Source organism: Mesorhizobium sp. M7A.F.Ca.ET.027.02.1.1 (genome assembly GCF_004022985.1).
Taxonomy (GTDB): Bacteria; Pseudomonadota; Alphaproteobacteria; order Rhizobiales; family Rhizobiaceae; genus Mesorhizobium.
Window position 1 is genome coordinate 1 of sequence record NZ_RZOL01000536.1, and the last position, 3362, is coordinate 3362.

The following is a 3362-nucleotide window of genomic DNA, read 5'->3' on the forward strand; positions in this document are numbered from 1 at the left end:
GCGCGAACCGATGTTCCTGCCCGGTGAGGAACGCGATGCCGCCCAGATCCTTTCGGACGCGCTGGCGCGCGAGGGTGTCGAGGTTCGCCTCAACACCGAGGTGGTGGCGGTGCGGACGGAAGGCGGCAAGAAGCTCGCCGACCTGGTGTGCGACGACATCACGACGACGATTTCCGTCGATGAGATCATCACTGGCATCGGCCGATCGCCCAATGTCGACGGCCTCGACCTGGAAAACGCCGGGGTGGCATACGATGCCGACGGTATCAAGGTGGACGACTGTCTCCTCACCACAAATCCGCGCATCTATGCGGCGGGCGATGTCTGCCTCGCCTACAAATTCACCCACACCGCCGAGGCGACAGCCCGCATGGTCGTACGCAATGCCCTGTTTCTCGGACGCAGGAAGCTGAGCGAACTGGTCATTCCGTGGTGCACCTATACCGATCCGGAGATCGCCCATGTCGGCCTCTATCCGGCGGAGGCGCGCCAGAACGGCATCCCGGTCAAGACCTATACAGTGCTGATGCACGATGTCGGCCGTGCGGTGATGGACGGCGAGGAGGAGGGTTTTGTCAAAATCCACGTCAGGGAGGGGTCCGACCGCATCCTGGGCGCCACGGTCGTTGCCAGCCATGCCGGCGAGATGATCAATGCGGTGTCGCTGGCGATCAAATCGGGCATGGGATTGCGTGCGCTGGCCGACGTCATCCATCCATTCCCGACGCAGGCGCAAGGCATCAAGATGGCCGGCGACGCCTATCGGCGGACAAGGCTCACCTCATCGTGGAAGCGTCTGGCGGGCCGCTGGTTGGCGTTGTCAAGGCGATGGTGACAGCAGCCTGCCGCAACTGGTGCATCTGACAATCAGCGACGATGCGGCGCTTGACGAAAGCCTCGTTCGGCTGAACAAGTCGAAGCCGATTGTTATGGTTTGGGGCCGTCGCGCATGCCGTCTGGAATGAAGCCTACGGCGCAAAGCCCAGAGTGCCCGCTTTGAAACCCGCGGGCGCACAACCGCTCGACGCTGTCTCCGCGGCGAAAGCCGGGCGACGTGTGCTGGTTGTGTCCCACGATCCAGCCTTTCCGCCGATCTCCGGCGCGGATCTGCGGAACTACCGCAATGCTGAGTCTGCTGCGCAATTCGGCCCGGTCTGCCTGGTGTCTGTGCTGCCGCAGGCGACGGAAACAACCGATCCGTCGATCCGCACCGAAGCCTTGTCGATCAAGGGAGAGGCCCGCTCCGCCTCGATCGGGTGGTGGCGTATAAGGGCGGAGCGTCGCATCTCGCGGGTCGCCTTGACGCGGCTGGAGACACTGGTTCGGGACTTCCGCCCGGACACGGTGGTGATCGAGGGTATCGGCCTGTTCAAGCTGCTGCGGCCTTTGCGGGCACTGACGAAACAGCTCATCCTCGACATGCACAATGTCGAGTCCGACCTGGCGGGACAGTTGCGGCACGTCGATGCGAAGCGGGCTGCGGTGGCGACGATCAGCGAGGGCCTTGGCATCAGGCGTCTCGAGAGAAAGGCGCTTGCCCTTGTCGACAGGGTCTGGGTCTGCTCGAGCCAGGATCGAGAGCGGTTGATGGCGCTTTCCCGGCACAAGTTGCCGATCGATGTCGTTCCAAACGGAATTCCGCACGCCGGGCACAGCCCCGAAACGCTGCCCGCCGAGCCCGTATCCGACGAAAGCTTTCCGGTGATCCTGTTCGTCGGCCATCTCGGCTATCCGCCAAACGTCGATGCCGTCCAGAGGTTAGCCGGCTCCATACTTCCGCGCATCCGACTGGCCTTGCCGACCGCGACACTGATTCTCGCCGGGCGCAACCCGACAACGGCCGTGCAAGCGCTGGCAGGATTGCCTGGCGTGGAGCTCGTCGAAGACCCCGGAGACATGGCGCCGCTTCTGTCGAGAGCGCATCTCACCATCATCCCGCTTGCGGCAGGCGGCGGCACCCGCATCAAGATTCTGGAGGCGATGGCGTGGGGCGTGCCGGTGATCGCCACGCCTCTGGCGGCCGAGGGCCTGGACCTGGTCGACGGGGAGGAACTGCTGCTGTCGGATACCGATGAAGGACTTGCCGAGACGGCTGTCGGACTCTGCCTGGATGCCGACCGCAGGGCACGGCAGCGCATCCGCGCGCATCAAGCGGTTTGGGCAAGGTTCGGCCCGGAAGCTATCCGCGATGCTGTCCGCGGCGGACTGGGGCTGGACGAGGCTGGCACATGATCCCTCACTCCACCAGATATGGAGGAGCGACATCGTTCCACATCGCTTGCAGGAGCTCCGCTTCGCACCGCGTCCAACCGGAATTTCGTGGCCTGCCCAATCAGGATGCGTGCAGAAGCTCTTGCCGAATGGGCCGAGATAGGTTTGCGGATGCAAGCGTCGCCAAACATGGTCCCGGTCGGTCAGATGCGCGACCTGCTCTATCCAGCGTCTCGGCGCATCGGGGTCCCTCACCTCATGCCAGTCGTCGACGATAATGACAGGCAGGCCCTGGTAGAGCGGGTCGAGCGGCGAGGTCCTGGTGACGACGATGCAGCCGAGATAAAACAGCTCCCATGTCCTATGGCAGTCCAGGCCGTTGCCTTCGGTGGACAGCACGAGCGGGTATTGCGAGTACAGTCGCCAGATCGAGCGCTGCGAGACGCGTTTCGTCAGGAAATCGACGTGCGGACATCCGCCGAGGGCATCAAGCAGTTCCCGGCGCTGCCTCGAGCCATTGCTGATGCTGAAATCAGAGAACAGCCTGGGCGGGCGGCGGTCCACATGATCCTGCCGGGCGCGTATGATTTCCAGTTGCTTCACAAGCCCTGCCGGCGTGGCAAGGGACCGAGGCGTGTGAAGATCGAGCCCGATCGGGAAAGGCTTCACCCTGGGGTGAGTGCCATCACAATTCTGGCTGTACCAGGAGACCAGGAAAGGGTTGGCGAGAAGCTGGTCGACGGTGTCCTTCGCCAGATCCGACGGCACCGAAGCATCTCCATCGGTCGTCAGCAGCGTGAACGGTGCCGTAATCGTCGGCAGCACGATCCTGACGAACGTATCGAGGTCGCAGGTTTGCGCATCCCTGGACAAGGTGCTCAGGCGCAGCCAGACGATGCCATGCGCGCCGCTGTAATGTTGGCGGAAAAATGCCTCGCCCTGCGTCGATGCAGTTGGCGCGTTGCGATACCAGCGCGGCCCGGCGAAATCGCAGAAATGCCCGATGCCCTGCGACCACAGCACGGGCGGAACGCCAAGAAACCTTAGCGCCCTGGAATAGACGGCTCTTTTGACAGCCCTTCGAAACCTGCCCATCGGCAACTCCTAGCGCGGATGCCAATAGCGTTGCAACGTCCTTGCACCGCCGGAGC

3 protein-coding genes are annotated in these 3362 nt (G+C 63.4%); all 3 read left to right on the forward strand.

The window, feature by feature from the left end; all coding sequences use genetic code 11:
- A partial coding sequence (locus EN749_RS32880) for an FAD-dependent oxidoreductase (protein ID WP_189367875.1) occupies positions 1-835 on the forward strand: 835 nt, incomplete at its 5' end.
- Between the two features lie 230 nt (positions 836-1065).
- On the forward strand, positions 1066-2232 hold the full coding sequence (locus EN749_RS32885) for a glycosyltransferase family 4 protein (protein WP_245491550.1): 1167 nt from the start codon (positions 1066-1068) through the stop codon (positions 2230-2232).
- Between the two features lie 186 nt (positions 2233-2418).
- Entirely contained in the window at positions 2419-3258 is an 840-nt protein-coding gene (locus EN749_RS37945; RefSeq protein WP_189367878.1) for a hypothetical protein, read from the forward strand.
- The last annotated feature ends 104 nt before the right edge of the window (positions 3259-3362 follow it).